The sequence below is a fragment of the Bradyrhizobium sp. ORS 285 genome (assembly GCF_900176205.1).
Classification (GTDB): Bacteria; Pseudomonadota; Alphaproteobacteria; order Rhizobiales; family Xanthobacteraceae; genus Bradyrhizobium.
The window spans coordinates 4,244,683-4,270,022 of record NZ_LT859959.1; the positions used below are offsets into that span (position 1 = coordinate 4,244,683).

23 protein-coding genes are annotated in these 25,340 nt (G+C 65.3%); 8 read left to right on the forward strand and 15 right to left on the reverse strand.

Annotated features, from left to right (window positions below; translation table 11 throughout):
* Positions 1-15 precede the first annotated feature (15 nt).
* The 3 genes from BRAD285_RS19215 to BRAD285_RS19225 all read left to right on the forward strand — a co-directional run bounded on the left by BRAD285_RS19215 (position 16) and on the right by BRAD285_RS19225 (position 2,648).
* The gene (locus BRAD285_RS19215; RefSeq protein WP_006611271.1) at positions 16-354 is read left to right on the forward strand and encodes a cytochrome c; all 339 of its coding nucleotides are present in this window, start codon (positions 16-18) and stop codon (positions 352-354) included.
* Positions 355-453: 99 nt separating this feature from the next.
* Positions 454-1,878, forward strand: a complete 1,425-nt coding sequence (locus BRAD285_RS19220; RefSeq protein WP_006611272.1) for an MFS transporter — start codon at positions 454-456, stop codon at positions 1,876-1,878.
* Positions 1,879-1,901: 23 nt separating this feature from the next.
* Positions 1,902-2,648: a sulfite exporter TauE/SafE family protein gene (locus BRAD285_RS19225; protein ID WP_172889791.1), complete on the forward strand. Its 747-nt coding sequence runs from the start codon at positions 1,902-1,904 to the stop codon at positions 2,646-2,648.
* 74 nt (positions 2,649-2,722) lie between these two features.
* Here the strand turns inward: BRAD285_RS19225 and clpA are convergent, their stop codons facing one another.
* On the reverse strand, positions 2,723-5,113 hold the full coding sequence (gene clpA, locus BRAD285_RS19230) for an ATP-dependent Clp protease ATP-binding subunit ClpA (RefSeq protein ID WP_006611274.1): 2,391 nt from the start codon (positions 5,111-5,113) through the stop codon (positions 2,723-2,725).
* A gap of 374 nt (positions 5,114-5,487) precedes the next feature.
* Positions 5,488-5,820, reverse strand: a complete 333-nt coding sequence (clpS, locus tag BRAD285_RS19235; RefSeq protein WP_006611275.1) for an ATP-dependent Clp protease adapter ClpS — start codon at positions 5,818-5,820, stop codon at positions 5,488-5,490.
* A gap of 456 nt (positions 5,821-6,276) precedes the next feature.
* Here clpS and BRAD285_RS19240 point away from each other — a divergent pair, with 456 nt between their 5' ends.
* Positions 6,277-8,049 (forward strand): pilus assembly protein, encoded by a 1,773-nt coding sequence (locus tag BRAD285_RS19240; RefSeq protein ID WP_035645832.1) that lies wholly within the window; start codon positions 6,277-6,279, stop codon positions 8,047-8,049.
* A gap of 89 nt (positions 8,050-8,138) precedes the next feature.
* Here the strand turns inward: BRAD285_RS19240 and BRAD285_RS19245 are convergent, their stop codons facing one another.
* Positions 8,139-8,480 (reverse strand): phasin family protein, encoded by a 342-nt coding sequence (locus BRAD285_RS19245; protein WP_006611277.1) that lies wholly within the window; start codon positions 8,478-8,480, stop codon positions 8,139-8,141.
* 439 nt (positions 8,481-8,919) lie between these two features.
* On the opposite strand from BRAD285_RS19245, the gene BRAD285_RS19250 reads away from it, so the two are divergent.
* Positions 8,920-10,677, forward strand: coding sequence for a serine hydrolase (locus tag BRAD285_RS19250; RefSeq protein ID WP_006611278.1), 1,758 nt, complete (start codon positions 8,920-8,922; stop codon positions 10,675-10,677).
* Between the two features lie 232 nt (positions 10,678-10,909).
* On the opposite strand, the gene BRAD285_RS19255 is transcribed toward BRAD285_RS19250, so the two are convergent.
* From BRAD285_RS19255 to BRAD285_RS19270, 4 genes are all read right to left on the reverse strand, one after another.
* Entirely contained in the window at positions 10,910-11,626 is a 717-nt protein-coding gene (locus BRAD285_RS19255) for a DnaJ domain-containing protein (RefSeq protein ID WP_006611279.1), read from the reverse strand.
* Positions 11,627-11,709: 83 nt separating this feature from the next.
* Positions 11,710-12,468, reverse strand: coding sequence for a hypothetical protein (locus BRAD285_RS19260; RefSeq protein WP_006611280.1), 759 nt, complete (start codon positions 12,466-12,468; stop codon positions 11,710-11,712).
* 141 nt (positions 12,469-12,609) lie between these two features.
* On the reverse strand, positions 12,610-13,497 hold the full coding sequence (locus BRAD285_RS19265) for an alpha/beta fold hydrolase (RefSeq protein ID WP_006611281.1): 888 nt from the start codon (positions 13,495-13,497) through the stop codon (positions 12,610-12,612).
* Between the two features lie 474 nt (positions 13,498-13,971).
* The gene (locus BRAD285_RS19270; protein WP_006611282.1) at positions 13,972-14,895 is read right to left on the reverse strand and encodes a division plane positioning ATPase MipZ; all 924 of its coding nucleotides are present in this window, start codon (positions 14,893-14,895) and stop codon (positions 13,972-13,974) included.
* A gap of 261 nt (positions 14,896-15,156) precedes the next feature.
* Between BRAD285_RS19270 and panC the strand changes: the two genes are divergently transcribed.
* Positions 15,157-16,008: a pantoate--beta-alanine ligase gene (panC, locus tag BRAD285_RS19275; protein WP_006611283.1), complete on the forward strand. Its 852-nt coding sequence runs from the start codon at positions 15,157-15,159 to the stop codon at positions 16,006-16,008.
* A gap of 188 nt (positions 16,009-16,196) precedes the next feature.
* Here the strand turns inward: panC and BRAD285_RS19280 are convergent, their stop codons facing one another.
* The 8 genes from BRAD285_RS19280 to mgtE all read right to left on the reverse strand — a co-directional run bounded on the left by BRAD285_RS19280 (position 16,197) and on the right by mgtE (position 22,939).
* On the reverse strand, positions 16,197-16,637 hold the full coding sequence (locus tag BRAD285_RS19280; protein WP_006611284.1) for a DUF1489 family protein: 441 nt from the start codon (positions 16,635-16,637) through the stop codon (positions 16,197-16,199).
* Positions 16,638-16,660: 23 nt separating this feature from the next.
* A complete protein-coding gene (locus tag BRAD285_RS19285) occupies positions 16,661-17,596 on the reverse strand; it encodes a hypothetical protein (RefSeq protein WP_087877734.1) in 936 nt (311 codons plus the stop codon).
* A gap of 380 nt (positions 17,597-17,976) precedes the next feature.
* Positions 17,977-18,168, reverse strand: a complete 192-nt coding sequence (locus BRAD285_RS19290) for a hypothetical protein (protein WP_006609003.1) — start codon at positions 18,166-18,168, stop codon at positions 17,977-17,979.
* A 224-nt stretch (positions 18,169-18,392) separates the two neighbouring features.
* A complete protein-coding gene (locus tag BRAD285_RS19295; protein ID WP_006609004.1) occupies positions 18,393-19,052 on the reverse strand; it encodes a glutathione S-transferase family protein in 660 nt (219 codons plus the stop codon).
* 159 nt (positions 19,053-19,211) lie between these two features.
* A complete protein-coding gene (locus tag BRAD285_RS19300; RefSeq protein ID WP_035644218.1) occupies positions 19,212-20,108 on the reverse strand; it encodes a hypothetical protein in 897 nt (298 codons plus the stop codon).
* A gap of 143 nt (positions 20,109-20,251) precedes the next feature.
* Positions 20,252-21,070 (reverse strand): aldo/keto reductase, encoded by an 819-nt coding sequence (locus BRAD285_RS19305; protein WP_006609006.1) that lies wholly within the window; start codon positions 21,068-21,070, stop codon positions 20,252-20,254.
* 75 nt (positions 21,071-21,145) lie between these two features.
* Positions 21,146-21,439 carry a DNA-binding transcriptional regulator gene (locus tag BRAD285_RS19310; RefSeq protein WP_006609007.1) on the reverse strand — a complete coding sequence of 98 codons (294 nt, stop codon included), beginning with the start codon at positions 21,437-21,439 and terminating at the stop codon, positions 21,146-21,148.
* An 81-nt stretch (positions 21,440-21,520) separates the two neighbouring features.
* On the reverse strand, positions 21,521-22,939 hold the full coding sequence (gene mgtE / locus BRAD285_RS19315) for a magnesium transporter (protein WP_006609008.1): 1,419 nt from the start codon (positions 22,937-22,939) through the stop codon (positions 21,521-21,523).
* 109 nt (positions 22,940-23,048) lie between these two features.
* On the opposite strand from mgtE, the gene BRAD285_RS19320 reads away from it, so the two are divergent.
* The gene (locus BRAD285_RS19320) at positions 23,049-23,903 is read left to right on the forward strand and encodes a polysaccharide deacetylase family protein (RefSeq protein WP_006609009.1); all 855 of its coding nucleotides are present in this window, start codon (positions 23,049-23,051) and stop codon (positions 23,901-23,903) included.
* 234 nt (positions 23,904-24,137) lie between these two features.
* Positions 24,138-25,319: a polysaccharide deacetylase family protein gene (locus BRAD285_RS19325; protein WP_035644221.1), complete on the forward strand. Its 1,182-nt coding sequence runs from the start codon at positions 24,138-24,140 to the stop codon at positions 25,317-25,319.
* Positions 25,320-25,340: the final 21 nt, after the last annotated feature.

Below are 25,340 nucleotides of genomic sequence, written 5' to 3' on the forward strand. Positions count from 1 at the left end.
GGCTGAGAGACCATCATGAGGATGCAAGCAGGATTAGGTTTGGTGTTGCTGTGCACCATGATCAATCCAAGCCATGCGCTGGACAGCGAGCAGAAGCGTGGAAAAGCGCTCTTGCAAAGCCTTTGCAGCCGATGCCATGCGATAGGTCCCACCGGCGCCAGCCCGCATCCCGACGCGCCCCCGTTCAGGACCTTCGGTGACAGCAAGCTCTATGACGAGGACTTCGCCCAGCGGCTGCAGACCGGCCTCTCGACGATCCACAAGGACATGCCGAGCTTCCAGTTCGACCGGCCCGAGGCCGAAGCCGTGGTCAATTATCTCAAGGCCATCCAGGTCCGCGCCAAGCGGCGCTGACGCCTCGGTCCCGCGAGAGCGCATGGAACGCGGGTTGTGCGGCGCGGTTGCCCGTGCCCGTCCCTTATCCGCGGCCCGGCTGCGGCCGGAGCCTGCGCAATGACGTCCACGCCCACGATGGTACATGCCGACGGCCTGCCGCTGCCGCAGCGGACCTGGGCGATCGTCACGATCGCGCTCGGTATCGTGCTGGCGGTCGTCGACGGCGCCATCGCCAATGTGGCGCTGCCGACGATCGCGCGCGACCTCAACGCCAGCCCGGCGTTCTCGATCTGGATCGTCAACGGCTATCAGCTCGCGGTGACGATCTCGCTGCTGCCGCTGGCCTCGCTCGGCGAGATCATCGGCTATCGCCGCGTCTATCTCGCCGGCCTCGTGCTGTTCACGGCTGCCTCGTTGTTCTGTGCGCTGGCCGACAACCTGCTGCTGCTGACGCTCGCGCGCATCCTGCAGGGTTTTGGCGCCGCGGGCATTCTCAGCGTGAACTCGGCGCTGGTTCGCTTCACCTATCCGCAGGCGCTGCTCGGCCGCGGCATCGGCATCAATGCGATGGTGGTCGCGGTCTCAGCCGCGGTCGGTCCGACGATCGCGGCAGGCATCCTCGCGGTCGGCAGCTGGCCCTGGCTGTTCGCGATCAACGTGCCGCTCGGCATCGTCACCTTCGTGTTCGGCTTCCGCTTCCTGCCGCATACGCCGCGCGCGCCGCATATGTTCGACTGGCAGAGCGCCGCGCTCAGCGCGGTCACGTTCGGCTTTTTGATCGCCGCCGTCGACAGCCTCGGTCACGGCGAGGCGCTGGTGACCTGCGCCATCGAGTTCGTCGTGGCCGTCGTCGCCGGCATCTGGCTGGTCTATCGCCAGACCCACATGGCCTCGCCGCTGCTGCCGCTTGACCTGCTGCGCATCCCCGTGTTCGCGCTGTCGATCGCGACGTCGATCTCGTCGTTCTGCGGCCAGATGCTCGCCTTCGTCGCGATCCCGTTCTACCTGGAAAGCCATTTCGGCTATTCGCCGGTGCAGATGGGCCTGTTGATCACGCCCTGGCCGATCGCGGTCGGCCTGACCGCGCCGATCGCGGGCCGTCTGGTGGAGCGCGTTCCGGCCGGTCTGCTCGGCGGCATCGGCCTTGTCATCTTCGCGGCCGGCCTGTGCGCGCTCGGCCTGCTGCCGCAACAGCCCTCGTCATGGGACGTCGTGTGGCGGATGGCGCTGGCGGGCTGCGGCTTCGGCCTGTTCCAGACCCCGAACAACCGCACCATGATCGCCGCCGCGCCGCGCGAGCGCGCCGGCGGCGCCAGCGGCATGCTCGGCACAGCTCGCCTGCTCGGCCAGACCACCGGTGCGGCGCTGGTGGCCATGTTCCTGGCGATCGACCCAAGCGATGGCACACGGCTGTCGCTGTTGACCGGCGTCGGCTTTGCGCTGGTCGGCGCGTTCCTGAGCATGCTCCGGCTGTCGCCAGCCGGTGCCCGCGGCGCCGAGCATGTTCGAATTCATGACGGCCAACGGCTGAAGGGCGAGTAGCGGCAGTGACGACGAACTGGACCATGCTCGCTTTGCTCGCGCTGGCTGCCTTCGGCTCGGGCATCGTCAACGCGCTCGCGGGCGGCGGCGCATTCCTGACCTTCCCCACTCTGCTCGCCGCCGGCATCCCGGCGATCGACGCCAATGCGTCGAGCACGGTTGCGCTCTGCCCAGGTCAGTTCGTCAGCGCCTTCGCATCCCGTGACATCTTACGAGATGCCGAGGCGTCGTGGCGCCGCGATCTGGTGCGGCTGTCGATCATCAGCCTGGTTGGCGGCACGCTCGGAGCCGTGCTGCTGCTCGTGACGCCATCGGCAGCCTTCAGCCGCCTGGTGCCGTGGCTCCTGCTGTTCGCCACCGTCGTGTTCGCCTTCGGCATGCGCTTCACGCCGAAGGACGGCAAGCCTTGGCTCGGGCCGCTGACCATCCAGGCCGTGCAGTTCGTGATCGCGATATACGGCGGCTATTTCGGCGGCGGCATCGGCATCCTGATGCTGGCCGCCCTGGTGTTCTATGGCATGCGCGACATCCGCGCGATGAACGGCCTGAAAATCTGGCTCGCCGCGCTGATGAACATCATGGCCTCCATCATCTTCGCCTTCTCCGGCCGCGTGCATTGGTTGGAGACCTTGACGATGATGTGCACGGGCATGCTCGGCGGCTTCGTCGGCGCCCGGCTCGGCCGGATCATCCCGCCGGCCTATGTGCGCCGCTTCATCATCGCGGTCGGCTGCGGACTGACGGTGTACTTCTTCATCAAGCCGGCCTGAGCTTTAGGTCTTCGCCCGGACAAAGAAAAAGGCCGGCGCAAAGCCGGCCTTTCGCATTCGTTGGGTCGAAAGCCTCACGCCTTGACCAGCGGTCCCTTCGGCGCCGGGCCCTTCGGGCCGCTGCCGCCGGACTTGGGCTTGCGCTTGCGCGCCGCCGGGACTTCCGACTTCGGCGAGACCGGGCCGTCGACGAACTCGAAGCCGATCTTCTCGTCCACGCCGGATTCGTCCTTGACCAGGACGACGCGGACGTGGCCGCCGCTCTTCAGCCTGCCGAACAGCACCTCGTCGGCCAGCGGCTTCTTGATGTGCTCCTGGATCACGCGGCCCATCGGGCGCGCGCCCATCTGCTCGTCATAGCCGTGCTGGATCAGCCAGGCCTTGGCCGGTTCCGACAGCTCGATCGTGACGTCGCGGTCGGCCAGCTGGACCTCGAGCTGCAGCACGAACTTCTCGACGACCATGCCGATCACGTCGACCGGGAGATGGCCGAACGAGACGATGGCATCGAGGCGGTTGCGGAATTCCGGCGCGAACTGCCGGTTGATCGCCTCGTGGTCGTCGCCTTCCCGCTTCGAGCGGTGGAAGCCGAACGCCTGCTTGGCGAGGTCAGCCGCACCCGCATTCGTCGTCATGATCAGGATGACGTTGCGGAAGTTGACCTGCTTGCCGTTGTGGTCGGTGAGCCGGCCATGATCCATGATCTGCAGCAGCACATTGTACAGATCCGGATGCGCCTTCTCGATCTCGTCCAGCAGCACCACGCAATGCGGATGCTGGTCGACGCCATCGGTCAGGAGGCCGCCCTGGTCGAAGCCGACATAGCCGGGAGGTGCGCCGATCAGCCGCGACACCGTGTGTCGCTCCATGTACTCCGACATGTCGAAGCGCAGGAGCTCGACGCCGAGGGTCGCCGCGAGCTGCTTGGCCACCTCGGTCTTGCCGACGCCGGTCGGGCCTGAGAACAGGTAGCAGCCAATCGGCTTCTCCGGCTCGCGCAGGCCGGCACGCGCCAGCTTGATCGAGGCCGACAGCGAGTCGATCGCCTTGTCCTGACCGAACACCACGCGCTTCAGGGTCTGCTCGAGATGCTTGAGCACCTCGGCATCGTCCTTCGACACGCTCTTCGGCGGAATCCGCGCCATTGTGGCGATCGTGGTCTCGATCTCCTTGATGCCGATCGTCTTCTTGCGCTTGTTCTCGGCGAGCAGCATCTGCGCCGCGCCGGATTCGTCGATCACGTCGATCGCCTTGTCCGGCAGCTTGCGGTCGTGGATGTAGCGCGACGACAGCTGAACCGCGGCCTCGATGGCCTCATTGGTGTACTTCAGGCGGTGATAGTCCTCGAAGTAAGGCTTGAGGCCCTTCAGGATCGCGATCGCATCTTCCACCGACGGCTCGTTGACGTCGATCTTCTGGAACCGGCGCACCAAAGCGCGGTCCTTCTCGAAGTGCTGGCGATATTCCTTGTAGGTCGTCGAGCCCATGCAGCGGATCGAGCCCGAGGCCAGCGCCGGCTTGAGCAGGTTCGAGGCATCCATCGCCCCGCCCGACGTCGCACCCGCACCGATCACGGTGTGGATCTCGTCGATGAACAGGATCGCGTTCGGATGCGCCTCGAGCTCCTTCAGCACCTGCTTCAGACGCTCCTCGAAGTCACCGCGATAGCGCGTGCCGGCGAGCAAGGTGCCCATGTCCAGCGAGAACACGGTCGCGGCCGACAGCACCTCGGGCACATCGCTGTCGACGATACGCTTGGCGAGACCTTCGGCGATGGCCGTCTTGCCGACGCCGGCTTCACCGACGAACAGCGGGTTGTTCTTCTGCCGGCGACACAGCACCTGGATCGCGCGGTTGATTTCCGAGTTGCGGCCGATCACCGGATCGATCTTGCCGTCGCGGGCCTTCTTGTTGAGATTGACGCAATAGGTTTCCAGCGCCTCGCCCTTTTTCTTGGAGTCCTCGTTGCCCTTGGTCTCGGTCTCTTCGTCGACGCCGCGCACTGGGCGGGCTTCGGAGACACCAGGGCGCTTGGCGATGCCGTGGCTGATGTAGTTCACGGCGTCGTAGCGCGTCATGTCCTGCTCTTGCAGGAAGTAGGCGGCGTGGCTCTCGCGCTCGGCGAAGATCGCGATCAGCACGTTGGCGCCGGTCACTTCTTCGCGGCCCGACGACTGAACGTGAATCACCGCGCGCTGGATCACGCGCTGGAAACCCGCGGTCGGCTTGGCGTCGTCGCTGCCGTCCGTGACCAGATTTTCAAACTCGGTTTCGAGATAATTGACGAGACTGCCGCGCAGCTTGTCGAGGTCGACGCTGCACGCGCGCATCACGGCCGCTGCATCGCTGTCATCAATCAAGGACAGAAGGAGATGTTCCAATGTCGCGTATTGATGATGACGCTCGTTGGCAATCGCCAGCGCACGATGCAGGGATTGTTCAAGGCTTTGAGAAAAAGTCGGCATGCGCGTCCTCTGTGGCCCCCTGCCATCATGATCGCCGCCGCCCGGTCAGGCAACAACAACCTTTGTCAAATATAGTTATAACCGAGTGCGACAAAAGACCGGCCGAGCGTCTCGATTACGGGTTCACCGGATCGTCAATGCAAAACCCGTTCCGATTGCGGCAAACCCCGGCTTCCGGCAACCGAACGGGAGAAATTCTAGACGGTCGGGATCCGGCCGTAGTTCTCCGGGCGAACGCTGCCCGGTGATTGCCGACCGAAACGTCCGCTCCGACGTTTCCGCCCGTGCATTTCAGTCCTTGGCGCGGAGCAAGCAGTCTCGATCGGACGGCGGAGAGCATGGACCTGCCGGCTCCGCGCCCCGCGACGCCAGCGCTATTTCTTTTCCATCACACACTGCAGAGGATGCTGGTGCTTGCGGGCGAAATCCATCACCTGCGTCACCTTGGTCTCGGCGATCTCGTAGGTGAAAACGCCGCACTCGCCGATCCCGTGATGATGCACGTGGAGCATGATCTTGGTCGCAGCCTCGACGTCCTTGTTGAAGAACTTTTCCAGGACGTGAACCACGAACTCCATCGGCGTGTAATCGTCGTTGAGGATCAGGACGCGATAGAGATTGGGGCGCTTGGTCTTCGGCTTGACCTTGGTGATCACGGACGTGGCCGGACCACCGGTGCCACCGGATTTATTGTCGTTATTGCTCATCCTAGGCGCGGATCGGTTCAATCTGGAATTTGGCTGCGACATCTTGCACGCGTTAGATAATGCTGCGAGCCTCCCAATAAAGGGTTTCTCGCACTGTCCCCTACCGGGCCGCTTCCGCCACCCGGTCCTGCGTTCCAGATCGCCTGTCCCAGCCGACCGGTCCGGTTGGACCGACACCAGGAATATGGGTCAGCGGCCGGTTTGCCGCAAGCGCATCCGATCAATGGACGGACGCTCCGGCAGGACCGATTCCCTGCCCCGGCGATGAGGCCGAAGGTTAAACAAACCGCTCGCATTTTACAAAGCCCATTCACCGGGCATTGACAGGGAACCAGCGGCGGCGGCGCCGCGACGGCCATACTGCGGTATTGGCTCGGCTTTTCGAGCTTTCGATTTACCCACCCTTGACGAAGCCGCCCCGAAATGGCCCGCGGAAAATCATCATTGGTGAGCGACATGACCGCCGAGACCTTCGTCCGCTTCTGCCGCAAGACCGTGCGACGCTTCGTCCGCGACACTAGCGGCAATATCGCCGTAACGTTCGCGATCGCGCTGCTGCCGATTCTCGCCTTCGTCGGCGCCGGCATCGACTACAGCCGGGCCAACGCCGCGAGATCGTCGATGCAGGCGGCGCTGGATTCGACTGCGCTGATGCTGTCGCGCGATCTAGCTCAGGGAACGATCACCTCAACCGACATTCCAACGAAGGCATCGGCCTATTTCAAGGCGCTGTACACCAGTGCGGATGCCAAGGGCATCGGCGTCAACGTCAGCTATACCGCAGCGACCACCACCACGGCATCCAACATCCAGCTGACCGCTTCGGGACAGATCGTCACGCAGTTCATGAAGCTCGCCGGCTTCCCGACGATGGACTTCAGCACCAAGGCGACGACGACCTGGGGCGACGTGAAGATGCGCGTCGCGCTGGCGCTCGACAACACCGGCTCGATGGCCTCCAGCAACAAGATGACCGCCCTGCAGAACGCGGTCGCCGGCAGCGGCGGGCTGATCGACCAGCTCAGCGCCCTCGCCAAGGCCCCCGGCGACGTCTACATCTCGGTCGTTCCCTTCGCCAAGGTCGTCAACGTCGGCGAAAGCAATTACGCCCAGAACTGGCTGGATTGGACCGACTGGCAAAATCCGCCCACCGTTCAGCCCGCTAACGGCTCCTATCAGGCCGCAATCCCGAACGGCAGCTTCTCGCAGGCGCAGTGGGACATGGTCGGGCCGGGATCCTCCTGCCCGTTCAAGTCGAGCAACGGCTTCTCCTATTTCGGCTGCGTCAGCGGTCCGACCACGGGCAGCGCCAGCGTCTCGACCATCCCGAAGACCGGCGACGCCAATGCGGGCCAGATCTGCCCGGGCTACGATTCAGCGTCGCACAGCTATTACAATGGGTGCTGGACGACGACCAAGACCTCGACCGTGGTCACCTATTGCACCGGCTCGAGTTGCAAGTGCAGCAACGGCGCCAATGAAAGCTGCACCTGCACGGGCACGTCAGGCACCAGTGGTTACACCTGCAAGGTGAACACGTACACCAAGACCTGGGTCGCCAACGCCAAGAGCACCTGGACGGGCTGCGTCGCCGACCGCACCCAGCCGAACGACGCAAATGCAGTCTCGCCATCGACGTCCGACGTGACCACGCTGTTCCCGGCCAACCAGCACATGGAGAACAACACCCAGTATTGCAGCAGCAGCGCCTCGACCAAGCTCGCGCCGATCGTTCCGCTCAGCTACAATTGGAACTCGCTGAAGAGCGCGGTCAACGCGATGCAGCCGACCGGCGGCACCAACCAGGCCATCGGCCTCGCCTGGGCCGTGCAGTCGCTGATCCCGAACGGCGTCCTGGGGGCTCCGGCGGAAGCCGCGAGCACGACCTATAATCGAGTCATCATCCTGCTGTCGGACGGTCTCAACACGGAAGATCGCTGGCCGGAATACGGCAACGGCTCGAGCCAGGCCTCCGGCAACCCGATCGACGCGCGCCAGGCGCTGCTGTGCTCCAACCTGAAGAACACCAAGGATGCCAAGGGCAATTCGATGTACACGATCTACACGATCCAGGTGAACACCTCATCGCCTGCCGATCCGACGTCGACCGTGCTGCAGAACTGCGCCAGCAGCCCGGACAAGTTCTACATGCTGACCAGCTCCAGCCAGATCGTGACCACCTTCAACTCGATCGGAACCGCGCTGTCGAAGTTGCGTGTTGCCAAATAAAGGCGGCACTCACTCCATCGATCATTATCGCCCAACAAAAAAGCCCGGCGCGAGCCGGGCTTTCGACTGTCACCTCGCGGTGGCTGCGATCAATGCGCGGCCGGCGGGGTGAACTTGGCGGCAAGGCCTTCGAGCGGCTTGAACGCGTGCTTGGCGAGATCCGAATACAGGCCGGCGATCTTCTGCGAATCGGCGACGAAGGTCTCGTAGGCGGACTTGGCGAACTCGGTCTGGACCTCGAGCACCTTGTCGAGCGACTTCACGCCCTGCAGCTTCTCGACGAAGGACTTGGTGTCCTCGAAGGATTTCTTGGTGTAGTCGCCATAGGCGGTGGCGATAGCATGGAGGCCGTTCTGCACCGTGGTCGCGGAATTCACGACGGTCTCGAACTGCTCCTTGCCGTAATTCTGGAAGTCTTCAACCTTAAACATGTGGCATTCCTTTCCCTGACTTATCACCCTCAGGGAGGCCCGGCTCCCTGACGCAGTCCCAATTTAGTGCACCGCACAATAAAAAGCAAGAATCTTGTGCAATGCACCATCGCGGGCATTAGGGCGGGCCAAATTCTGCTAAAGCCTCGGATCGCTTCAAGTCGGGCCAGTTCGACCGAAATCCCCGCCATCGGCGCAAGGTTTCTTTAATCCTTTGGCAACTCGACCGTCCTAACCTCTCCTGTGGTCCCGGCCAATGTCGGCCGAACCGTAAAGCTGTTCTAAAACAGCGTCTTAACAAAACCTCAGTTGGGGCCTTTCGATGCATGACCGCGTCGAGGCGCAAACTGGAGGTCCGACAGGCAAAGATCGCGGAGGCGTTTTGGCACAATTTCGCCTCAACTCCCGGTGATCACGTCAGAAATTGGACGGGGATTTCATGCTTCGCAAAAACCTGGCTTCCTCGCGCCTGCTGCGGGTTGGCGTCTACGGGCTGCTCACCCTCACGGTGGCGGCAGTCGTCACGGTGGACAGCGCAGAAGCGCGCCGGCGTCATCGGCACCACCACGCGCGTCATTCTCCCCATGCCGACGAGGGCAGCTACAGCCCGGCATTCGCCTCGATCATCGTCGACGGCAATTCGGGCGCGACCCTGACCGCGACCAACCCGGACGCGCTGCGGCATCCGGCCTCGCTCACCAAGATCATGACGCTCTATCTGCTGTTCGAGCGCCTGGAGTCGGGCAAGATGAAGCTCGACACCGAGATGCCGGTGTCCGAGCACGCCTCCGAGCAGTCGCCGACCAAGCTCGGCCTGCGTCCCGGCCAGACCATCCGCGTCGAGGACGCGATCAAGGGCCTGGTGACGCGCTCGGCCAACGACGCCGCGGTCGTGATTGCCGAGGCGATCGGCGGCGACGAGGACGACTTCGCCAAGCTGATGACGCGCAAGGCGCGCTCGCTCGGCATGAGCCGCACCACCTATGTCAACGCCTCGGGCCTGCCGGCCGACGAGCAGATCACGACCGCGCGTGACCAGTCGATCCTCGGCCGCGCCATCCAGGACCGCTTCCCGCGCTACTATCGCTACTTCTCGACCGAGGTCTTCAATTATCGCGGCCAGTCGATCCGCAACCACAATCATCTGCTCGGCAGCGTGGAGGGCATCGACGGCATCAAGACCGGCTATACCCGCGCCTCCGGCTTCAACATCGTGACCTCGCTCCGCCGCGGCAACCGCCATCTGGTCGGCGTCGTGATGGGCGGCCGCAGCGGCGGCTCGCGCGACGCGATCATGCGCAACCTGCTGGCCGAGAACCTCGAGAAGGGCGCGACCAAGCGCACTGTCGCTGCGATCGGCGAGCGGGGCAATTCCGATGCCGGCGACGATCAGGGCACGGTCCAGCTCGCCTCGGCCGCGCCGGAGACCCCGGCCCCGAGCCGCGCCGCCAAGCTGATGTCGACCCTGTCGGAGGCCACCGCCGCGCTGCCGCCGGCGGCGCCGAAAGAGGCCAAGGTCGAGCCCGCGCCGATGACATCAGGCGTAATCCAGAATCAGCCGATCTCTCTGGTCCCCGGCTCGACCGAGCCGATGAAGCCGGTCAAGGTCAGAACGGTTCAGGTCAAGGCCGGCGCCGTGAAGCTCGCCACCGCAGCCCCGCAGCCGGTCGCACCGCCGCCCGCTCCGATCGCGCAACGCATCGAAGCGATCGAGCCGGCACCGCCGATCGCCCGCACTGAGACCGCCGCGCGCCCCGAGATGCCGCCGCAGCCGGCGGGTCATGGCACCGGCAACGGCATCCTCGGCGTGCTGCCGGCCTCCAGCCTGCCGCCCGCCTCGTCCCAGGCGATGGCCTATGCCGCGCCCGCTACTCAGCCGTCAGCGCCGGCGCCGACCCAGCTGGCTTCTGCGAGCCCTGCTCAGGAACTGCCGGCCCGCCCTGCCGTGGCGCGGAGCGGCTGGATCATCCAGGTCGGTGCGCTCGACAACGAGGCCGAGGCGCAGAAGCGCATCGAGGCCGCGCGCAGCTCGGCGCAGGGCCTGCTGAGCAAGGCCGATCCGTTCACCGAGACGGTCTCGAAGGGCGACAAGAAGCTGATCCGCGCCCGCTTCGCCGGTCTCGATCGCGATCAGGCCGAAGCGGTGTGCAAGAAGCTGAAGCGCGCCGACATCTCCTGCATGACCGTGCACAACTAAGCAGATCGACATCACTGCACATGAGGCCCGCGCGACACACGCGCGGGCCTTTTTCGTTGCGCGCGCGCGAGACTGCGGCGAGCACGCTCGCGCAAACCACTCGTCAAGGAATTGCCGCTAGAAGTTTTTCACCATGTCGAACGATCGCGCCTGACAAAGCCGAGAGCCGCTGATGTCGACGTGACTGTGATGGAAGCCGTTTCGATCTGTAGCGTTGGTGGCGTTGCCGGAGTTAGCCGTGATGCGTACGAAGCAGAGTGTCCTTGGCCTCGTTTACCCGGGCGGCGAGATACGTCGACCCCCCTTGGTCGGGATGCAGTTTCTTCATGAGCGCACGGTGGGCACGCCCGATCTCGTCACGCCCCGCGCCAGGCTGCAGGCCAAGGATCTGATAGGCCTCCTCTTCCGTCATTTTGGAGCTCGACGCCGCGCGGCGCTGCCCCCCTGCCGCATCGCCTTGCGCGTGCTGACGCCAAGCGGGAAACCGGCGGTCCAGATAAGTTTCAAGTAGCGCGACACTGTCGGCGTCGAGGCTCGGCATCATCGCCGCAAGCTGCGGCAGATCGAACTGATCCAGCGACCGGCCGGCATGTGGGCCGGCCACGAAGCGGCCCTGCAGCTGGCCGCTGTCGTGATCGAGCGTCATCTCGATGAACTGCGAGCGCACCCGCGAGTTCTGCCCCGACGATCGCGGTCCGCCGATCCCGAACATGCCGCCGAGTGTGCCGAGCCCGCCCGGCGACCAGCCGAGCAGCCCTGCCCCGAACAGCCCGATCGGAATCGCGACAACCAGCTCGCCGCGGATCCCGGTGAAGGCGGCGATCGCAAGACAACCGACACCGCCGGCCATCTTGATGGCGCGCGCCAGCACCGCCGGGTTGGCGGCCCGGAACATCTGCAGCAGAAGATACAGGGTGATGACGGCAACGGCGCCAGCGATCAGGGTCATGCGGCGAATATAGAGCCTGTCGGGACAAAATGCATGATCGCCAGGGCGCCGCGCCTGCGGGCCCGGAGATCAGCGAGCGAGCCTCATTTCATCTGGCCGAGCAGATGCGCCGCGCCGCCTTCGGATGCGGCCAGGCGCAGCAGCGCCTCACGTCCGCCGGCGGCATAGGCCGCGGCGGCGCGCAAGAGCTCGCGCAGCTGCGCCGCGGCGCCTGGATCGAAACGGCACCACGCGCCGCCGGACAGGCGCGCCATCTCGCGAAACGCCCGCTCCGCGGCCGGATCGTTGCCTTCCTGGAACATGAACAGCGGGACTTTCAGCAACCCAAGCTCACCGGCCCTGGCGCAGAGCTCGTCGACGCTCTCCTCCATGGCGTCACCGACGAACACAACCGCGCGAATTCCGGCCGAGGTCGCGTGACGGCGCGCCTCGGCGAGCACCTTGCTGATCTGGGTCTGGCCGCCGCGGCAATCGATCTTGCCCATCAGCCGCGCCAGCTCGGCGCTGTCGGAGATCCAGCCGGTGGCGCGGCACTCGTTGAGGCCGCGATAGTAGACCAGCCGGATGTCGAGGCTGCCCAGGGCGGCGGCCTCGCGAAACATGTCGGCCTGCAGCGCGCAGGCCATGTCCCAGGTCGGCTGGCGGCTCAACGTTGCGTCGAGGGCAAATACGAGCCGGCCCCGCGTGCCCTGCGCCGTGGGCGCCATGGCCTTCGCCTGCGCGACAAAGGCCGCAATGGCATCGGCCGTCGAGTGCTCCGCCTCCGGCAGCCGCTGGTTGCCCTTATCGGGGCCAGATGGAGTAACCGGACCGGAACGGGATCGGGAGGGATTATCGACCATGCGCACACCTGCTCGGGGTGAGCATGATGTGGGCAGACCAAGCGGCGGCTACAATGAGTGCCGCTGCAACCGCCGGCACCTGGCCTCCACGGGCGCAGGTAAGGCGTCAGCGGTCTTGGAATCCGGAGATCCGCGTGGAAATCAGTGGGTCAGCGCCTTGGCGGGGGTCGCCGTCTTGCCGACCGGCGCATAGGGCGCAACCGGGCCGGGATCGAGCAGCGGCGTCTTGGTCTTCACCGGGCGGATGTCACTGGAGCTGTCGCTGTCGGCCAGGAACTTGTCGAGCATAGCCTGGATCGACGACTTGGCTTCGTCGGGCCCCGTGTCACGCATGTCGTTGTGCTGGAAGTCGGTGTTCACGACCGTGATGCCTTCCTTCTCGCAGATCTCGCTGTCCGGGATCACGCCCGGGTCGGTCTTGAACTGCGGGTCCTTGGAGCGGAAGGACAGGATCTTGAACTTGCCTTCGGTCACGAACGGGACGCGCAGGTTGTCGAGCGTGACGACCTTGCGGACATCGTCCGGGTACTGCTTGGCGAAATACATCGAGATGTCGCCGCCCATGGAATGGCCGACCATGGTCAGATGATCATAATCGGCATTCGGCTGCAACTGGCGCATCTGCTCGACGGCAAAGCGAATGTTGGCGACGCCGCGCTGGATCTGCGGCAGGCGGCCGACATAGGGCTCGCCGATCTTGGTCACCATCGGCGGATCGGTCGGCAGGTCGTGCTGGATGCTGACCGCCATGTAGCCGCGCGCAGCAAACACATTGGCGACGAACGAATATTCGGTGAACTTGACGGTGTTGCCGTGGTTGAGGATCGCGACCGGCAGCTTGATCATGCCAGCCTCGGCCTGCATCTCCTTGTCGCGGCGGACGGCGACGGCGACCTCGACGAGGCGATTGCCGCGGGAGGCATCATAGAACCGGACGGTCTCGTGGCGGATCGCCCACTTGCTGGCGGTGAAGTAGCCGACGGCCGCCAGGACGCTGACGGACAACAGGACGGTTATTCCACGCTTCATGTTCGTCCCTCGGGAGCTACAATCAAAGGTAGTCCAAAACCTGCAAGACTCTCGTGACCCGTTTTGTTCAGTATATGTAACCGCGCTGTGACAGGAAGGCTAAATGTTGTGTATTCATCGCCCGTTCGTTGTGCGGCGCACCTAGTTGCTATGCAACATGAGCGCCTGCGTGCGCTCCCTTTGTGACGTGAACCCTGAACGTCAGGTTCAAATCAGTCGCGAATTTGACGGTAATCTAGCCAAAACTGGCATTCTGGCCTTGACCTGGGACAATCCGGGCAAAAAACAGCCGGGACATCCGATCGCGAGCCCGTCAGCAATTGATAGCGAAGTCGAGATGATGCCGACAAGGCGCACAATGTCTCAGGCTGACGCGCCTCTCCCCGGACCACGGGACGCGTCCGGCCGCTCGTCATCAGCATGTAGCAAAGGACGTAGTCAGCGCCGTGGATTCAGCGCCGTGGATGATGAGGCTCAGGCGCTGATGATGTCGTGCAGGTCGAGCGGCTTGTCGACCTGGGCAAACCATTCGGCGCGGTTGGCGGCGCGGCGGCGACCGCGCTCGTCGAGCGGCAGCTTGAGCTGGCGCAGCAGGCTGGTGACCTCCTCCCGCGCCGTGACATGGCCGAGATTGGGCCGCGTGCCGAGCGTCGCCTCGTCGATGTCGTCGAGCGCGGTAAGCCCGCGCGGGAAGAACTCGCGATAGACGACGCGCTCGGCAAAACCATCGATGGCGCGGAAGCCGAGCCGCAGCGACAGGTCCTTCAGACCCTCGGCGACCAGTTGCTTGTTGCGCGAGCCCAGCATCGACAGGCGGTTGCGGACCACGATCCAGTCGGTCATCGCGCCGTCGATCTGGCGGCGCTTGCGCCTGACGTCGCGCACCATCTCGGCGTAGTGACTCTCGCCGGTGACGGCATAGGTCGCGGGATCCACGGTTCCCAGCACGTCGAAATCGAGGAAGCTGTCGTTGATCGGGGTGACCAGCGTGTCGGCCATCGAGTGCGCCAGGCGCATCAGATAGCTGTCATTGCCCGGCGTATCGATGACGATGAAGTCGAACGCATGTTCGACCGCGCTCACCGCCTCCATGAACTGCTGGAATTCGGTGTTCTCGTTCTCGTCGATCTGCAGCGTCTGACCGAGCTTGATGCAGTAGTGGGTCGGCAGCTCCAGGCGCAGGCCGGTCCGGCGCGCCCAGGCGCTGCGGTTGTTGATGTAGTGGGTGAAGCTCTGCTGACGGCAGTCCAGATCGATGGTGGCGACGCGCTGGCCCGCCTTCAGAAGCGCCACGGCAATGTGCAGGGCGGTGGTCGACTTGCCTGACCCGCCCTTCTCGTTTCCAAGCACAACCACGTGGGCCGAGCCCGATTGTCCTTGGCTAGTCTGCACCAGCATGTTTTCGACCCCTTACGATCATCTTCGAGTCACGCTCGTCCGTGGTCAAGTGAAATGCAGCATCATCGTGAATCCACGGGGGTCGCATCCTCCGCTACTACTTGACGCGCGCGTTTACCAGCTCCGCATGTGATGCGCAGACGTGCTAACAGACGTATTCAAGTAAGCTGAGCGGCTTGTGGCCTCCTTGTTAAAGGCGGTCACAGAGGCGTCAAGGCCGAACAGGAAAACCGCGTTTTTTCGCTGTGAGATCGAGCAAAAATGTCACGAACGCCGCGCGTCGCCCGCACCCTTCCCGCCCTTCGCCGCGAGCTCGACAGCTTGCGCGCGCGAAAAGCCAGCACAGCGCTCGTGCCGACGATGGGCGCTTTGCATGAAGGCCACATGTCGCTCGTCCGCCTGGCGAAGCGGCGCGCCGACAAGGTCGTGGTGTCGATCTTCGTCAACCCGACTCAGTTCGCGCCGACAGAAGATTTCGGCTCGTACCCGCGTACCTGGAAGGAGGATGTTGCAAAGCTCGAAGCAGAGCGCGTCGATCTGATCTGGCACCCCGATGCGAAGGCGATGTATCCGGACGGCTTCGCCACGCGGATCGTTCCCGACGGCCCGGCGCTCGCGGGCTTGGAGGATCGCTTCCGTCCGCACTTCTTCGGCGGCGTTGCCACCGTGGTCGCCAAGCTGTTCACGCAGTGCCGGCCCGACGTCGCTGTTTTCGGCGAGAAGGACTATCAGCAGCTCCGCGTGGTGTCGCAGATGGCCCGCGACCTCGATCTCGGCGTCCGCGTCGTCGGATCGCGTACGGTGCGCGAACGCGACGGGCTCGCGATGTCGTCGCGGAATGTCTATCTCAGTGCAGACGAGCGCCGTGTTGCCCCGACGCTGCACCGGGTGCTGAAGCAGATCGCAACGCGGCTCCGCGCGGGCGACGGCATGCAGGCTGCGGTTCGCGACGGCGCTGCGACAATCACCGACGCCGGCTTTGCTCTGGACTATCTCGAGGTCCGCCACGCCGAGACATTGGCCCCGATCGGCGCGAAGGAGTCCGGACCGAAGCGCATCCTGGTCGCAGCCAAGATCGGAACCACGCGACTGATAGACAACATCGCGGTGTGAGACTGGTCAGCAAAGGCACATCGACGCCCTAACCACAACAGCCTGTCCTGTCTGCGCAGTGCCAGTGACTGCGCCCTCTCCCCTTGCGGGAGAGGGCACAGACACTGGCACCGTGGAAAGGATGCAATGAGCTTCCCGTCGAACCAGAGTGTCGGCGGGGAGCAGGCGCCGCGCGGCACACCAAGAGGCTACAACAACCCCAAATCCCGCAACTCCCGCCGCAGCGGCTCGGGCATGGCCTCGACACCGGCGGCGCTGGCCTTGCCGAGGTCGGCGGGGGCATCCTCTGCGGTCAGATAGCGCCAGCCCTGGAACGGGCGCATCGGCCGCGGCGAGACCGAGATCACCTTCGGCTGCATGATGATGCGGCAGCGGCCGATGCCGTCGCCGTCGCGGAACGGCTCGATGCCCACGATCTTCTCGCGCGCGGCGACCTCACCGCGAATCACCCAGTACAGCGAACCGCCGCCGAGGATGTCCTCCACCCGCTTCGGCGTCATCCGCGTGACATGGACGTGCTGTTGCGGCAGGCCCTTCTTCTTGGCCGCGAGCATGCGCTCGGCGATCCATTCCTTGAGCTCTTTGACCGACTCGCAGCCGACGGCCAGCTTGATCAGATGCAGGGGCATGATGGCGGTTCGATCAGCGGGCTCTATTCGTCCTTGGCGGCCGGCTCGGCGGCGTCAGGCGCGGCCTGTGGCGCGGCCGCTGCCGGCTTCGGCTTCGGCGCGGCCTTCTTGGCCGCCGGGGGCGCCTGGGCATGGCTGGCGGCGACGGTCGGCGGTGCCGCCGGGGCCGGTGCGAGCTGGGTCGGCGGCTGCGGCTTCGGTGCCGCGGCGGGCGCGACCGAGCGGGTCGAGGCCGTCGGCTCGGGGTTCATGATGCTGACGGGCGGCGTATTGGCCGAGCTCGGAAACTCCGCGGTCGTGGGCTTGCCGGTCGGGGTCGACGGCGCGAGGCCGGCGAAGGTGCCGACCGCCGGCTGGCCGGGCGCCGCCGGCGTTGCGTTCCACTGCGAGGCGTAGCGCGTCACCAGCCCCTCATAGGTCCGCCCCTCCATGTTGTTGACCAACTGCTGGCGGTCGCCGACCGCGCGGAACATCACGCAATCGTTCGGCGTGCAGCGGTCGCGCGTCAGCAGCACATAGGCCATCAGTCCATAGCGGTCGCGCTCCACCGCCCGCCGCAGCGCCAGCAATTCGGCGGTCATCACCTTGTTGGCACTGGCGACGTCGCCGGCCTGCGACAGCCGGCTCAGCATGCCCGCCGCATAGCTCACGGCCGCCGCCGTCATGTCGGCCGCGCCGAACAGGCTCTTCTCGCAGTTCGACAGCACGAGATCGCCGGCCATGTCATCGATGCAGGCCAAGGCGGGCGCCGACAGGCCGACCGCCGCGGTCGTCGCAGAATCGCCATTGCCACCCCGCTGCGACGGATCCTGGCTGCGCATCATGGAGGCGACGGCAATCCCGACGGCCAGCAGCGTGATCACGGTCAGAGCGCCATTGGCGACCGACTTCTCGGCCCGCAGCAACGTGACCAGCACGATCAGGGCGAAGAAGCCCGCCGCGGCCACCGTGAGCCACATCGGAAACGCCGGCGAGTTCAAGAGTTGGTCGAATGAAGCGGGCCAGGCCGAATTCGAATTCATGCGCGCTGATTCCTGACGCGGGCCAACCAAAACGGCCCCGATGGCGCCCCGACATGGGACGGCCGTGAAACGATCACCAAATTCAAACGATCACCCAAATCCGTCGCGGCCCCACGCCCTGATAATACGGCGATTCCATGCACCGAGGGGTGCCGGATGGTGTGGAGCTACCCGCTATCCCCAGGAGGGATTGCGCAGCCTTCGTAAGAGCTTCGGGCCGTGGCTTTCAGCCCCGTGACATCTGCCGGGTCTCTCCTCCTCCGATCGGCAGCCGCGTCCGCCGACGCGCGCAGCCTGACGTCCTCAATCCGAGCGGCTCAAGACAAGGCCAATTGGCTCTCTCTTGCAACCCGCTCAAAGGCTTCCGTCGAGCTTTTGATCCGGTACTGGCAGTCATCCCCTTCCGTCGGAAGTTGCCGGATGATCTCGTAGGTACCGCTGGCCGCCGGCCGCGAGACATTGCTCGCGGTAAAATAGACCGTCGACCCAATGGGGAACTTGTGTTTCAACGCCCTCTCCTGCTCGCATGCCGGCAAGAGCCCCTGGTCCCGCTGCCCGGGCCGGCGTGTCTTTATAGATAGCGCTCTATAGCACGCCGCCGCCGGCCCTGGCCAGCGGCGTTGCAACGTGGCAAACACTGATATTGCGAGTTTCTTCAACGAGATGGCGGCTGGAGCGGTACTCCTGGACTAACAACGAGCACCGCCCCCCGCGCAGCCCGCGCCGAGATCGGTCAGACCTTCTCGACCCGCTCGATGATCCAGCTTTCCGCCAGCCCGTCTTTGACCCAGGCGGCGAAGGCCGGCATCGCCATCATCGTGTCCATGTAGGCCTTGGTATCCGCCGCAACCGGAACCGCGAAGGTCTGGAACCGGGTCACCACCGGGGCGTACATGGCGTCGGCTCCGCTGAAGCGACCGAACAGGAACGGGCCCCCGGCGCCGTAGCGGGAGCGGCAGTCGCGCCAGATGTCCTCGATCCGGGCAATGTTGGCCTTGGCGTCGGCGGAGAGCTCCACCCGCCGTACCGGGCGGTGCAGGTTCATCGGACACTCGTTGCGCAACGCCTGGAAGCCGGAATGCATCTCGGCGGAGACGGAGCGCGCATAAGCGCGCGCGGCCGCATCGGCGGGCCACAGCCCAGCCGCGGGAAAGCGCTCGGCGAGATACTCGATGATTGCCAGCGAATCCCACACGGTGACGGCGCCGTCGATCAGGATCGGCACCTTGCCGGCCGGCGAATGCGCGAGGATGCGGGCCTTGTCGGCGGGATCATCGGTGTAGAGCGGGATCACAATCTCTTCGAAGGCGATGTCGGCGCCGCGCAGCGCCAGCCACGGCCGCATCGACCATGAGGAATAGTTCTTGTTGCCGATCACCAGCTTCAGGGTCATGTCCGATCATCTCCGCGTTCAAACGATCCAGAGCCGCACATCGGCGACCTATGGGCAGCCTTGCCGCCCGGCACGCATACAGGATGATCGACGACTACGTCGAGCGACGTCCGTCGATCCTGTCAGACATCGTGGGCGGACCTGAAAGGGCTCCCGCAATCAGCGGCTGAAATCCTGCGGCGTGAACGACATCTCGATCACTCTCCACTCGTCGTATCGATCGGGCGGCAGCATCGTGTAAGGCTGGCACGCGTTCAGCGCCTGGACTGCGCTTTCCTTCAACTGCGCAGCCTTCAGCGGAGCAATGACCTCCCGCACCTCCGGCTCCGTGGCCAGCCTGCCATCGGGGGTCATCGCAAAACGCAGCCTGACCAGGACGCGATCATTCGGCGACATCGATGCCGCGAGATGCGCGCAGCTCCTGACCCGCTGACGGAGCGCCGCCTCGAGATTGGCCGCGAGAGTCGTTGTCGCCATCGCTCCGGTGTCCTGGCTGTCCTCCGGAGCGTTCGCCGGCGGCAGCGGCGAGATCGGCGCCAGGGGCGCCGGCAGACCAAGCATGACGCCGTATTTCACAGTGAGGTCCGGCTCGGGTTGTACATAGCTCGGTGGGGTCGCAGGTGGCGCCGACTTGGCTGCCGGCTTCGCCTCTGACTTAACATCGGGCTTGGCTTCGGGCTTGGCTTCCGATTTGGCCGCCAATTTCGCAGCAGATTTCGGCGATGGCGACGGCGACGCTGAAGGCTGCGGCGACTTCGGCGGCTCCTTGGCCTCCTGCTGCGGCGTCTGCGAGGGCTGCGGCGCGGCCGCCGCCGGCGAGGCGCTGGGGGCCGACTGCGGCAGGGTCAGCTCGGGCGTCGGGGACGGCGATGGCGTGGGAACGGACTCCGGCGCCTTCTTCGGCTCGTCGGCATCGACGATGTCGACTGCGACCTCGTCGCTCCGAGGCAGTTCGTAAGGCCGGACGGATGTCGAGACCACGACCCCGCTGACCAACAGGACATGCGCGAGCACGGACGCGGCAATGCCCCAACGGATGAACTGCCAACGTTCCATGCTGCTCACGACGCCCGCGCACGAGCGGATGCGCGCGCATTCGCTCCGATCATCGACCGGGAGTGCGGCGCCACCTGCCGCGCGGCCCGCCGGCCGCTCTCCCTGTCATCTCGGGCTTTAGCATAAACGCGAAGGCCGCGCGCTCAATCCCATTTGGGGGCGAAGGCGAAGTTGGTCATCCGCCCTTCCGGGCTGCCCATCGCGAAGATGTCCGCCATCTCCTGCTCGGACAGCTCGAAATCGAACAGTTCGAGGTTCTCGGACAACCGTTCGATCTTCGAGGTCCGCGGGATCGCCACGACGTTCTGCTGCACCAGCCAGCGCAGGCAGATCTGCGCCGGGCTCTTGCCATGGTCGCGGCCAATCCGCGTCAGGGTCGGATCGTTCTTGATCTTGCCCTTGGCGATCGGGCTGTAGGCGACCACGGCCATGCCGTGCCGCGCGCAGGCCTCGCGGACCTTGGTCTGGTCGAGATAGGGATGATACTCGACCTGATCGCACACCAGCGGCTCCGTCGACAGCGCCATCGCCTCGTCGAGCAGCGCGACCGTGAAATTCGACACGCCGATGTGCCGCGCCAGGCCGAGCGTCTTGGCATGCGCCAGCGCGCCGAGCGTCTCGGCCAGCGGCACGTGCGAATTCGGCCAGTGCAGCAGCAACAGGTCGACCTCGGAGACCCGCAGCCGGACCAGGCTCTCCTTGGTCGAGCGTTCGAGATCATTCGGTGCGAAATGCGTCGTCCACACCTTGGTGGTCAGGAACACCTCGTTACGGCGGACGCGCGAGGCGCGCAGCCCCTCCCCGACTTCGGTCTCGTTCTCGTAGACCTGGGCGGTGTCGATGTGGCGATAACCCAGCGTCAGCGCCTGCTCGACGATGCGGGCGCAGGTCCGCCCTCGCAATTCCCAGGTCCCGAGACCCAGAGCGGGAATCCTTGCACCATTGGCCTCGATCGTCAGCATGGCCGTGCACTCCAGACGCGTGCAGGATTATGTAGGCACTTAGGAGTAGTTGCCAACGCGCGACCGGTTTTTAGCTTAAGTCTTAGCTAAGGCCGCAAACACGGTATCGGGCGCATGCGCAATCACGGTCAGCAGAGCGCGCGCCGGGCCGCGCGGCATGCGCTTGCCCTGCTCCCAGTTGCGAATGGTCTCGACGGGCACGCCGAGCTTGGCGGCGAACTCCTGCTGCGTCAGCTGCACCCGCCGCCGGAGATCGCGCACCTCCAGCGGGCTTGCCGGCGTGGCCGTCGACGGCGCCAGCGGAAACTCCCCGCCGTCGCGCAGTTCCACGATCCGTCCGTCCGCCTTCAGCCGCAAGCGTTGTTGCATGGTCCGACTCCATCTCGATGCCGAGTGTCGCCGAGCCGCGTTAAGGCCGAATTAACGATATAAGTCGTTCAGCCGCTGGGCTTATTTCAAGCCGAACCAGAGCGTCGCGATGCCCAGAAACGAGAAGAAACCAACCACGTCGGTTACCGTGGTGACGAAGGTTCCGGAGGCGACGGCCGGATCGGCGCGAACGCGCTCCAGCACCATCGGGATCAGGATGCCGCCGAGCGCACCGGCGACGAGGTTGGAGACCATCGCCAGCCCGATCACAATGCCGAGGCCGGGCGTCTTGAACCAGGCCACCGCGGCGATACCGGTGACGAGCGCGAAGGCGAGGCCGTTGACGAGCCCGACCGTGGCCTCGCGCATGACCACGCGCAACGCATTGTTCGGCCCGAGCTCGCGCGTCGCCAGCGCCCGCACCGCAACGGTCATGGTCTGGGTGGCGGCATTGCCGCCCTGGCTCGCCACGATCGGTGCGAGCACCGCGAGCGCCACCATCTGCTGCAGCTGGCCCTCGAACAGGCCGAGCACCGAGGATGCGAGGAACGCGGTGGCGAGATTGATCAGCAGCCAGTTGAAGCGGCCCTTGGCAATGGTCCAGACGCTGTCGGACAGCTCCTCGTCGCCGGACACGCCGCCGAGCGCCTTGAAGTCCTCGTCGGCCTCCTCCTCGATCACGTCGACGACGTCGTCGATCGTGATCACGCCGACCACGCGATTGTCGGCATCGACCACGGGGGCTGCGACCAGATTGTACTTGCCGAACAGCCGCGCCACTTCGGCGAGATCGTCGGTGACGGTGATGCGGCGGCGGTCCGCGTCGATCAGCTCGGCGAGCGGCACCGGACGCCGCGCGCGCAGCAGCGCATCGAGCGACACCGCGCCCTGCCAGTGTCTGGACTCGTCGACGGCATAGATCTCGTAGAAACGCTCCGGCAGGTCCGGCGTTTCGCGCATGTAGTCGATCGCTTCGCCGACGGTCCACGCCGGCGGAACCGCGATGAACTCGGTCTGCATGCGCCGGCCGGCCGAACCTTCGGGGTAATCGAGGCTGCGCTCGAGGACGTCGCGTTCCGATGGCGGCAGGCGCTCGAGGATCTCCTCCTTGTCCTCTTCGTCGAGGCTTTCCAGCAGCTCGACGGCGTCGTCGGATTCGAGCTCGCGAACGCCTTCGGCGACGGTGGCCGGCTCCAGCTCTTCGAGGATCTCCTCACGAACGGCGTCATCGACCTCGTTCAATGCCGAAAAGTCGAAATCGGTACCGGTCAGCTCGACCAGCCTGACACGGTCCTCGGGCGCGAGTGCTGCGATCAGATCGCCGAGATCGGCCTCGTGCAGCTCGGCGACCTCCGCGCGGAGGAACGCCTCGTCCTCCGCCGCGATCGCGGCGGTCATCGCCTCGATGAATTCGGCGCGAATCTCACCGGATTCGGTGCGCATCGCCGCGCGATCGGCTAGAGTTGCATCGGCAGGGGCAACGTCCAATGTATCGTTCATGACGTGCCTCACGAGTTCTTATTCAGACAAATGGTCTGATTTGTGCTTTCACGCATTACATAATCGGCAACAGCGAGCGCAACGGGAAAAGATGTCTCAGGCGCGGTGGATGACGGGATGGGTAAACGCAGCCGGCGCGCTGGCCGCGCTGCTGGTGATGCACGGCGCCTGCGCCGAGCCTGCTCCCTGTCCACGCGAGGGCACGCTCGGCACCTCACGCGTGCTCAGCGTGAACCCGAAGAACTATCCCCGCGTCGGCCTGAAGAGCTTCCCTGATACCCTGCCGCTGGAAGACGGCGAGGTGATCCTGACCTTCGACGACGGCCCGTCGCCGCCGATGACCAACAAGGTGCTCGCGGCGCTCGCCAGGGAATGCGTGCGCGCGACCTTCTTTCTGGTCGGCCAGCCCGCGTCGGGCCGCGCCGAGCTGGTGCGGAAGATCGCGGCCGAAGGCCACACGGTCGGCCATCACACCTACACGCACGCGCATCTGGCGCACATCACGCCGGAACAGGCCGTCGACGAGATCGATCGCGGCATTGCCGCCGACGAGAAGGCGCTCAACGGCGCCGAGACGACCACGCCCTCGACGCCGTTCTTCCGCTTCCCCTACTTCGAATCGACACCGGCGACGCTGGAGCTGCTGCAGTCGCGCGGCATCGCCGTGTTCGGTGCGGACTTCTGGGCCAGCGATTGGACCGCGATGTCGCCGCAGCAGACGTTGAAGCTGCTGGTCAAACGGTTGAACCTGGCGCGCAAGGGCATCATCCTGCTGCACGATCCGCAGCCGCGCACGGTCGCGATGTTGCCTGCGTTCCTGCGCTACCTGAAAGATCACGGTTATCGCGTGGTCCACATCGTGCCGGCGAAGTCCGAGACGGCGGCGGAACCGCAGACTGACCAGCACAGCGGCGAGCAGCACAGCGGCAGCCCCTCGCCTGCCGAGCCGCATGGCGGTGGTTAATCCGCCGTTCAGGGCCGCCGTTTACGCTTGACTGTCGCAGCGTCGGCGATTCCAGCCGATTGCAATCCGGCAACAGCTACCGGCAAACCGGAACTCAGGACGATGTGATGTCGCGACGGCTCAACATCCCTGCTATGTCTCGGTGGGAGCTTGCCAGCAGGGCTGCGACCTATCATGGACCATCGAGGAGCCGGGCTGAAGGATCCGGCCCGGTGAAGGGAATCGAGCAGCGTGATGCGTGATCGTAAGTCTGCTTGCGTCGGACGGCCCACACGGCTCGCAGTGCTGTTGGGGACTGTCGCCGGAATGGCGTTGAGCTTGGGATCGTCGGACGCATGGGCCGCGGACTGTCCCGGCAATCCCAACGCGCTCGGCACCTCGCGCACCCTGGTCGTCGATCCGCACGAGCATCCGCGCCTCGGCGCGATGCAGTACAAGGAGACGCTGCCGCTCAAGGATCACGAGGTGGTCATCACCTTCGATGACGGGCCGCTCCCGAAATACAGCAACAAGGTGCTGCAGATCCTTGCCGACCAGTGCGTCAAGGCGACGTTCTTCACGATCGGGCGCCAGGCCAAGGCCGATCCCGAAGGCGTGCGCAAGCTCGCCGCTGCCGGTCACACGATCGGCACGCACAGCCAGAACCATCCGCTGAGCATGAACCGGATGACGCTGGAGCAGGTGCAGCCGGAGGTCGATCAGGGCATCGCCTGGACGAAGGCGGCGTTGACCGATCCGTCGGCCCTGTCGCCGTTCTTCCGCGTCCCCGGCCTGCTGCGCGGCGACGCCGTCGAGAGCTACGCGGCCTCGCTCGGCCTGCAGGTATGGAGCGCGGACTTCCTCGCCGACGATTGGCGCAGCATCTCCGGCGCCAAGGTCTATGAGCTCGCGATGAAGCGGCTGGAGGCGCGCGGCAAGGGCATTCTGCTGCTGCACGATATCCAGGCGCGCACCGTGGCCGCGCTGCCGAAGATCCTCGCCGATCTCAAGGCGAAGAATTACCGCATCGTGCATGTCGTGGCGGCAACGCAGGACCGGCCGGCGACGCCGACCGAGCCCGAGGACTGGCTGGTGCACCGTCCGTCGGACGAGACGCCAGTCGCGCATTGGCCGGCGATCACGCCGGTCGATCCGGCGGGCGCGGAGACCCGCGTCCGCGCCAAGCTCGACGATTTCGGCAATCTGGATGTGCGCCCGGCCGCATCGATCAGCCTGCCCAAACCGGCCTGGCCACGTCCGGCGATCACCCCGAAAATCGCCACGGCGCCGGCCTTGCCGGCTCCGGCAGCGGACCTGTTCGCATGGCCTCCCGCCGCACCGTTGTCGGCGCGACGTCACCATCTCGCTCGCATCGAGACTCCCCCGGCCAAGCCGGCCGCTCGACCGGTCAAGCTCGCCAGTCTCCGCAAGCGCTGAAGACGTCCAGGCGCATCGTCC

Bases quoted from the DNA above. Each gene is read 5' to 3' on its own strand.
- BRAD285_RS19215 (WP_006611271.1), top strand. From the start codon at position 16: ATGAGGATGCAAGCAGGATTAGGTTTGGTGTTGCTGTGCACCATGATC.
- BRAD285_RS19220 (WP_006611272.1), top strand. From the start codon at position 454: ATGACGTCCACGCCCACGATGGTACATGCCGACGGCCTGCCGCTGCCG.
- BRAD285_RS19225 (WP_172889791.1), top strand. From the start codon at position 1,902: ATGCTCGCTTTGCTCGCGCTGGCTGCCTTCGGCTCGGGCATCGTCAAC.
- clpA (WP_006611274.1), bottom strand. From the start codon at position 5,113: ATGCCGACTTTTTCTCAAAGCCTTGAACAATCCCTGCATCGTGCGCTG.
- clpS (WP_006611275.1), bottom strand. From the start codon at position 5,820: ATGAGCAATAACGACAATAAATCCGGTGGCACCGGTGGTCCGGCCACG.
- BRAD285_RS19240 (WP_035645832.1), top strand. From the start codon at position 6,277: ATGACCGCCGAGACCTTCGTCCGCTTCTGCCGCAAGACCGTGCGACGC.
- BRAD285_RS19245 (WP_006611277.1), bottom strand. From the start codon at position 8,480: ATGTTTAAGGTTGAAGACTTCCAGAATTACGGCAAGGAGCAGTTCGAG.
- BRAD285_RS19250 (WP_006611278.1), top strand. From the start codon at position 8,920: ATGCTTCGCAAAAACCTGGCTTCCTCGCGCCTGCTGCGGGTTGGCGTC.
- BRAD285_RS19255 (WP_006611279.1), bottom strand. From the start codon at position 11,626: ATGACCCTGATCGCTGGCGCCGTTGCCGTCATCACCCTGTATCTTCTG.
- BRAD285_RS19260 (WP_006611280.1), bottom strand. From the start codon at position 12,468: ATGGTCGATAATCCCTCCCGATCCCGTTCCGGTCCGGTTACTCCATCT.
- BRAD285_RS19265 (WP_006611281.1), bottom strand. From the start codon at position 13,497: ATGAAGCGTGGAATAACCGTCCTGTTGTCCGTCAGCGTCCTGGCGGCC.
- BRAD285_RS19270 (WP_006611282.1), bottom strand. From the start codon at position 14,895: ATGCTGGTGCAGACTAGCCAAGGACAATCGGGCTCGGCCCACGTGGTT.
- panC (WP_006611283.1), top strand. From the start codon at position 15,157: ATGTCACGAACGCCGCGCGTCGCCCGCACCCTTCCCGCCCTTCGCCGC.
- BRAD285_RS19280 (WP_006611284.1), bottom strand. From the start codon at position 16,637: ATGCCCCTGCATCTGATCAAGCTGGCCGTCGGCTGCGAGTCGGTCAAA.
- BRAD285_RS19285 (WP_087877734.1), bottom strand. From the start codon at position 17,596: ATGTGGCTCACGGTGGCCGCGGCGGGCTTCTTCGCCCTGATCGTGCTG.
- BRAD285_RS19295 (WP_006609004.1), bottom strand. From the start codon at position 19,052: ATGACCCTGAAGCTGGTGATCGGCAACAAGAACTATTCCTCATGGTCG.
- BRAD285_RS19300 (WP_035644218.1), bottom strand. From the start codon at position 20,108: ATGGAACGTTGGCAGTTCATCCGTTGGGGCATTGCCGCGTCCGTGCTC.
- BRAD285_RS19305 (WP_006609006.1), bottom strand. From the start codon at position 21,070: ATGCTGACGATCGAGGCCAATGGTGCAAGGATTCCCGCTCTGGGTCTC.
- BRAD285_RS19310 (WP_006609007.1), bottom strand. From the start codon at position 21,439: ATGCAACAACGCTTGCGGCTGAAGGCGGACGGACGGATCGTGGAACTG.
- mgtE (WP_006609008.1), bottom strand. From the start codon at position 22,939: ATGAACGATACATTGGACGTTGCCCCTGCCGATGCAACTCTAGCCGAT.
- BRAD285_RS19320 (WP_006609009.1), top strand. From the start codon at position 23,049: ATGACGGGATGGGTAAACGCAGCCGGCGCGCTGGCCGCGCTGCTGGTG.
- BRAD285_RS19325 (WP_035644221.1), top strand. From the start codon at position 24,138: ATGCGTGATCGTAAGTCTGCTTGCGTCGGACGGCCCACACGGCTCGCA.